The 7,018-nt window shown below is 47.8% G+C and carries 4 protein-coding genes and 5 pseudogenes; 4 read left to right on the top strand and 5 right to left on the bottom strand.

The features are described from left to right. Positions 1–94: 94 nt before the first annotated feature. The 3 genes and pseudogenes from ETC02_RS15895 to ETC02_RS15885 all read left to right on the top strand — a co-directional run. Complete coding sequence (locus ETC02_RS15895) at positions 95–244, top strand: hypothetical protein (RefSeq protein ID WP_171698411.1); 150 nt, start codon at positions 95–97, stop codon at positions 242–244. Positions 245–572: 328 nt separating this feature from the next. Further along, positions 573–2,230, top strand: a pseudogene (locus tag ETC02_RS15890) (IS1634 family transposase). A gap of 128 nt (positions 2,231–2,358) precedes the next feature. Further along, positions 2,359–2,610 (top strand): annotated as a pseudogene (locus tag ETC02_RS15885) (ATP-binding protein); the annotation flags it as partial. 86 nt (positions 2,611–2,696) lie between these two features. Here ETC02_RS15885 and ETC02_RS15880 read toward each other — a convergent pair. The 3 genes and pseudogenes from ETC02_RS15880 to ETC02_RS15870 form a co-directional block, all read right to left on the bottom strand. Beyond that, positions 2,697–3,284, bottom strand: a complete 588-nt coding sequence (locus ETC02_RS15880) for a winged helix-turn-helix domain-containing protein (protein WP_021322671.1) — start codon at positions 3,282–3,284, stop codon at positions 2,697–2,699. Continuing rightward, on the bottom strand, positions 3,281–4,588 hold the full coding sequence (locus tag ETC02_RS15875; RefSeq protein ID WP_128721765.1) for an MFS transporter: 1,308 nt from the start codon (positions 4,586–4,588) through the stop codon (positions 3,281–3,283). Before ETC02_RS15875 ends, ETC02_RS15880 begins: the two co-directional genes overlap by 4 nt. A gap of 208 nt (positions 4,589–4,796) precedes the next feature. Beyond that, positions 4,797–5,354, bottom strand: a pseudogene (locus ETC02_RS15870) (transposase); the annotation flags it as partial. Between the two features lie 150 nt (positions 5,355–5,504). Between ETC02_RS15870 and ETC02_RS18625 the strand changes: the two are divergent. Then, positions 5,505–5,664: pseudogene (locus ETC02_RS18625) on the top strand (DUF6431 domain-containing protein); the annotation flags it as partial. A 72-nt stretch (positions 5,665–5,736) separates the two neighbouring features. Here ETC02_RS18625 and istB read toward each other — a convergent pair. Further along, entirely contained in the window at positions 5,737–6,489 is a 753-nt protein-coding gene (gene istB, locus ETC02_RS15865) for an IS21-like element helper ATPase IstB (RefSeq protein ID WP_021322668.1), read from the bottom strand. Next, a pseudogene (locus tag ETC02_RS15860) lies at positions 6,486–7,018 on the bottom strand (IS21 family transposase); the annotation flags it as partial. The pseudogene ETC02_RS15860 and the gene istB, both read right to left, overlap by 4 nt.

Raw genomic sequence — 7,018 nt, 5'->3', positions numbered from 1 at the left:
TACAGGGTCTAAGCCACCATTAAGCATAACGTCCTGTTGAACTGTTTGCGCCTATTCTTCATTATGGGAAGAAAAGGGGGATTTTCATCCCTGGGTGGAGGGCAAACCATTGCCCATGGATCTTTTCCGTGAAAATGCACGTGCTTGGATTGGTCATTTTCATGCCCGGGTGGAGGGCAAAACGTTGCCCATGGATCTTTTCCGTGAAAATACGCACACCTTGATTAGTCATCTTTATGCCTGAAAGGAGGTGAGATAAATGAAATTGATCAAGAGGAAAAAAGTGGCTGATTTGACAGAAAAGAATATAATTATAAACCTGAGATGTAGTTGCTCGTAGTCAAACAATTTGATCTTTGTAGTCAGAATAATGATAATGCTTATTTTGTTCTCAAAAAGTCTGGAAAAGTCTTTTTGAGAACTCACATTTCGCACCCTCTCGGCAAAAATCGAGAGGATTTTTTTGTTCCGCCTCACATTTCGCACCCTCCCGACGAAAATCGGGAGGATTTTTTCATTCCGATGTCGAATGAATCCTTGACACACAAGGAACGTAAAGGAGTTTTTCTCTCATGAATGTGAAAGTCAAAGGGGTCTATCGTAATGATTATTTGAATATAATAAGTGTTCTAGTCAAAAAACTGGACCTCCCCCACTTGATTGACCATCCTGTGCCCGTCGATCCACAGTGCCAAACGCGAGTCAGCGATGCCGTTCAGGCCATCCTTTACAATCTATTTGACGGCCGGCAAGCCCTTGTTCACTTAGAACGATGGGCTCAGGAGATCGATCTAGAGAAACTCATTCGTCCCGGTCTCCATCCTTCCTGGTTGAACGACGATGCCTTGGCCCGTCATCTCGACCGCTTGTATGAGGCCGATATTCACAAGGTCATCAGCACTTGCTTGATTCACATTTATCACAAAGAAGGCCTTTCCCTCCGAGCCTTTCACGCCGATACGACAGACAAGACGGTTTACAGAGCCTATGAATCGGCCTCGTTAGAGGCTCTGCAGATCACACATGGCTACAACCGCCATCAGCATTGGCAAAAACAGATCGGCTTCGGACTGGTCGGCAACGAGGATGGCATCCCGTTTTACGGCGATGTGCACGACGGCAACCTGTCTGATAAAACATGGAATCCCGAGGTGCTGTCCCGTGTCCATGAACAGCTGAAGCAAGCCCACCTCGACGACGAATGGATTTACGTGGCCGATTCCGCCGCGATGACAAAAGACACCTTGGCGCAGACGAAAGCCGCCAACGCCTTTTTGATCACCAGAGGCCCTTCATCGCTCCGGATCGTGAAACAGGCGCTCGCGGAGGCCGATTCGCCTCACATCACGTGGAGTAAACCCTTTACCCTAGCGGAGAGAAACGGCGCCACGCATCGGGTATGGGAAACGGCCTCGACCTATGAAGGCCACTCGGTTCGGCTGATCGTCGTCGAATCGAGCGCGCTCGACCAGCGCAAAGGAAAAACGCTCGAAAAAGAGCGGGCGAAAGAAGCGGAGCTTCTTCGCGAGGAACAAGAGCGTTGGGAGCGCCATCCCTTCTCCTGCCGGGAAGACGCCGAACAAGCCTTGACATCCCTCAAGGCGTCCCTTCGCCCCCGGTTTCATCGGGTCAACGCCGCGGTCAAAGAGATCGTGCGTCCGAAAAAACGGCGCGGACGGCCAAAAAAGGGGCGGAGCCCGAGACGGAGACGCTGTACACCCTTCACCTAAACGTCGAATTCAACCAACCGACATGGGAACAGGCAAGACGGAAAGCGTCCCGGTTTGTTCTCGTCACGACCGTTCCGAAGGAATGGAAGGGCCAACCCATGGATGCCCAAGAAATCTTGAAGCTGTATAAAGGGCAAATCTCGGTGGAAATGAACTTCGCGTTTTTGAAAGATCCGTTTTTCACAGATGAGATTTACGTCAAAAAACCGGAACGGGTCGCCGCATTGGGCTATTTGTTTCTGTTGGCCCTAGCGATTTACCGCGTTTTTCAGCGCCGGGTGCGCCAGTTCATCACACCCGAACACCCGTTAAAGGGCGCGGGAGGCCGCAAGTTGACACGGCCAACGGGACAGGCGATTTTTCAGCTGTTTCAATATGTGAACGTCATCCTGCTGGAGCTGCCAGACGGGCGCATCCAACGCGCACTCGATCGCCCCCTCAACCCGGACCAGCGAAGGATTCTGCAGGGATTGGGCATGGATGAGAGCATCTACGTGTAACGTGATACGGAACGACTAGCGATGGTAAAAAAAGGATTGCCATCGCTCGTCGTGTTGGTCAAAAAGTTATTCTGAAAAACTAAATAAAAAATCCTTTGTTTGGACTCTGTTAAGGTGCGAAATGTGAGTTAGATGAACTAGGATTTATTCCGTTTCATAAAGATGGGGCAGAATTGTTGTTCAGTTTAATTGCCGAGTGTTACGAACAGACGAGCATTATTGTCACATCGAACTTGGAATTTGGACAATGGAACACCATATTTGGGGATAAGCGTTTAACGGCCGCCATCATTGACCGATTGGTGCACCATGCCCATATTCTCACCTTTACGGGGGAAAGTTATCGATTGCGGCACGCTCTATCTAAAAAGAACCGATAAAATACGGGAACTGGCAAGGTTGTGCACAAATTCACCGCCATATTGTGTATTTTTTACTTGCCAAACACAGTCATTCCATGAGTCGGTTATTCCTCGTCCTCAATTTTGTAACTTAACAACACAAACACATACTTTCCTCGTTTGAAACGATCTTCTTCTTTTAAGGCTTCTTTCACTTTAGAGGGTAATTCCCGATTGTTCCCTCCCAACTGATGAAAGAGATGATGATGGGTGTGCAGCCATTCCTCTCCGGTCATATGATGGTAAGAGATGCTTAGTTCCACATGATGTTGATATTGGTTTAATTGCTTGTTTTCCTCCAATTCTTTTTCCAATAACGAGAGCCCTGTATAAACAGTATTTTTTAATTCTTTCATGAGCTCTGATTTGCTTTCTGACATCATTTTTTCATTCAGCATCACATTTGTATCGATGTCGTTATTTCTACGATAGGATTTTTCAATTAAATTTCCGACCTGCTTTTCGCCTGCAACCTCTAATAAGCCGTATTCCTCTAACTTTTTGACATGATAGTATAGCCTCGATGGTTTTTCATTTAATTTTTTCGCTAGTTCCTTCACCGTTAAGGCTTCGTTTTTCGTTAAGTCCAAAATTTTGTTTCGTTTTGGGTTAATCAAGATTTTGGCCAATTCCAAATCACTTAATTCTTTCATCCTTCTATGCTACTCCTTTCTGTGTTGAATGCAACTTGGCTCAATTGTCGATATCCTTGGAAGAGTGGATAAGTACAAGTTGTCAGTACGAGCAAGATGCCGCTCGTTGCGGTTGCGTAAACACTTCCGATCACATCGGCATACCAACCGCCTATCATGATTCCTAGCATTATGGGAAAATTGGAGAACGTCGTCATTAAAGCAGAACCGCTACCTCTTAATTCTTGCGGCACAATAGAGATAAACAAACTATTAATCGGCACATTCACCAACGCATTCAATACTCCTACCATAGTACACCAAGTATAGAGAGGAAAATCCCCCCAATTATGGACGAACACGTTCAAAGGCACAATACCCGCCATCCATACGCCAATAAGCATCATTCCTATCCATAATAATCGATTAGCTGGGATGGTTTGAAGCAACTTTGGTCCAAGTAAAGAACCTAAAATCGCTCCCACCCCTATGCTTGCCTCCAGAAAACCGAAGTGAGAAGGAGAGACATGAAAATGATGCAATAAAGCGCTGACAAGATTTGTATTCAAAATACCGATCACGAAGGATAATGGAATCATCATGAATAAGAAAAAACGCAAGATAGGTAACAGAAAAATGTCTCGGTATCCAGTCAAAGCATCCAGCCAATAACCGCTCTTTTTCTGCTTATGATGAAGGTATTCTTTAAACTTGATGCTCCAAATCAAAATGGCCGAAAGGAGAAATGTAGCGGCGTTAACCATAAAATTGATATCGTATCGTTCACTTAAAAGAAAAAGTCCCCCAATGGCCGGTGCAATTATTTGCATAGCCGATGCTGTTCCATTTGATAGCGCAATCGCCTCTGGAATTCGTTCCTTTGGGATAATGGACGGAACGATGGAAGATTGGGCAGGTACAAATAGCGCTGTCCCGATCCCATGCAATCCCAACAAAACGAGCAAGATGATGGGGGAGTGTGCAAAGGCAGCCATGCAAAGAACGATGATCATTCGATACAGGTCAGAGAACACCATCAGCCGCCGCTTAGAAAATCGATCAACAAGAGGACCGAATACTAAGCTCAAGACAGCAGTTGGGAACAATTGGACGAATATAACCATTCCGATGAGCAAAGAATGGCTGGATGACTTTCCGATGAGGTAAATGAGCGCTACCCTTGTTATGCCGTCGCCCAAATAGGATATGACTTGAGACAGCCACATGCGTAAATATAGACGATGATCAGATAATATAGAGAACATGGATCCACCACCTTTTTGTTCATCAAAATAAATTTTAATGGTAAAAAAATATTTTGTCAATAACCTTCAGTCTACTGGAGTGATTGAAGACTTTAGTCGGTTCATGAAAAAGCGGTTTTATACTTTTAAACCATTCATTGTTTTCATGAAACATTCAGTGTTCGAATCAATACAGGCAGGGGAGACCCAATGATTCTACTCATCAACTGTAGATGAGCATTTTTCATTACAATAATTTCCATGGTTAGAGAGACAAACAGGGTACCCCTTACGCGATACGGAGCTGTTTTTTGATCACATCAATGGGAATATCTTGCTTTGCGGCGTCATAAATGAACTCTATGACGCTATGGCCTTTCCGCGATCGAAGAAGCTCCAATCCGGTGGAGAGGTCTTGCTGGGATTTCGCTATGCTGTACACGCAGGCCAAGAGCACCACCGCCCAATACCGTTTCACCGCCCGAATGTGGCGGACGCGGTATTCATCCAGCTTCAGTTGATCTTTCGCCTGTCGGAAAAAGCATTCGATTGTCCAACGCTGGGCATAGTAACGCAAGATGTCTTCATCGCCTAGCTCCCGGTCGGTGCTCAAGACGCAATGGAGATGTTCCGGTGTCATCGGCTGATCCGCCTTCCAAGCCAGCAGCACCACCGCGTCATCGAGGCCATGGATCGCCCCCTCATAGCGATACACGCGGTAACGCTCCTTCCCCACCGTGACGAGGCGGGTGTCTTGGGGCTCGATATAGCGAGCCAACTGCTTGGCTTGGACGGCGACGCCATTCGGATAAAGAATCCGGTTCGTCTTGAGCATCGCGATGATGTAAATTATCATTTTATTTCAGCACAAAACACCCATTTTTTTGCACATTCTTTCAGAAAGCCCTCTCCCCTTTTCTGAAGGAATGTGCTAAATTTTTTGTGAATTGTTTCGGACAAAGATTTCCATTCGTTTCAAGGAGAGGGGGGAGGAAGTGTGATCCAGTTTCACGACTTTGGCATTGACATTCAAACGTATACGGATCGTGGGAAAGGGAACGATTTTCCCGACGTGAACCAATGCCCGCACTGTCCATCCCGCCGCCCCTTGCACCGTCACGGATACTACCAACGCTATGCGTTGACGGCAGAGGGGGAGTATCTGTTTTTTGCAAGCAAAAAATGCAGAGAAGTGCAAGAAAAAATACATAGGCTTGCCAGCTCAAGACTTAAGGTTCCAGACCGGGGGAAGAGGACGGCTGGATCGCGGAGAGAGCGTTCCGCAGTCGATAGCTCTCTCCCGTAAAGGCCAGGATGTGGGCATGGTGAACCAAGCGATCCACCAGCGCAGCTGTCAAGCGGTTGTCCCCAAACACCCGATTCCACTGTCCAAATTCCAGATTCGACGTCACGATGACGCTTTTTCGCTCATAACAGTCGGCGATAATATGAAACAACAGCTCCGATCCTTGCTTTTGAAACGGCACATAGCCGAGTTCATCCAATATCAACAGTTCGCACGCATCGATGCTTCGTTTCAGCCGCCCGAGCGTGCCATTTTTCAATGCCTCTTCCAGCTGGGCGACGAGATCCGCGACGCGGAAAAACCGAACCTCATGGCCTTGTTGGCACGCCTGGATGCCGAGCGCTGTGGCGAGATGGGTTTTTCCTGTCCCGGGCGAGCCTAAAAGCAGAACGTTTTGCTTTCGCTCCAAAAAGCGAAGGTCACACAATTCCTTCTTCGATGTCGTGGTCGGCCAGTGGATGTGATCCGACCATTCGTAATCCTTCAGCCATTTCAACTCCCGAAACTTGGCTTTCTTGATCAGCCGGGCCTGTTTCGCCTGCTGGCGGCACGACAGCTCCAGCGCCAATACATCCCGCAAAAACTGTTCTTTCGTTTCGAACATCACCTCCTCGAATCGATCCGCGATATAGGCCAAATGCAGTGCTTTACAAATCTCTTTCACCTCTGCTCTCATCCCTGGACACCCCCTTCCCGAACAGGATGAAGACGTTGATCATACACCGTTAAGTCCGTTTCATAGTCGATCAGGACGGAAGGGGTGTACGATTCTTTCCACTTGGCCGGGTAATGGGATTGCTCGGCTTCCATCAACACCCCGATTTCATGAGGAGCCAAGTCCCATCGCTGGTTCTCATCGAGCCACTGGGCGATTTCATAAAGCGTGCAACGATCCAACAGCGCTCGCAGCCCTTTCAAACGGGCCGCCACCTGGGGCGGGGTGCCAGCCAGATACGTTCGGATCGCTTCCGGCAAGTACGCCCGGTATCGGGAATGCCCGACAACCCGGGGTTTGGTCTCCCACTCAGCGAAAATCTCTTTCCAAGGGATCTCGCGTTTCACGTTCGTATACGGCCTTGGCGCTTCAAGATGGACGTCTCCATCGGAAGAGAACACAACGAAACGATTCCATTCTTTCTTCACCAACACCCGGTTGGGGACGGACAGGCCATGGACGACGAACGCCTTCCCATCCACCATCACTT

Source organism: Geobacillus sp. DSP4a (genome assembly GCF_013096875.1).
GTDB classification, from domain to species: domain Bacteria; phylum Bacillota; class Bacilli; order Bacillales; family Anoxybacillaceae; genus Geobacillus; species Geobacillus thermophilus.
Note: the sequence above shows the minus strand (reverse complement) of the source record. Positions and strands in the feature narration are given on the sequence as shown.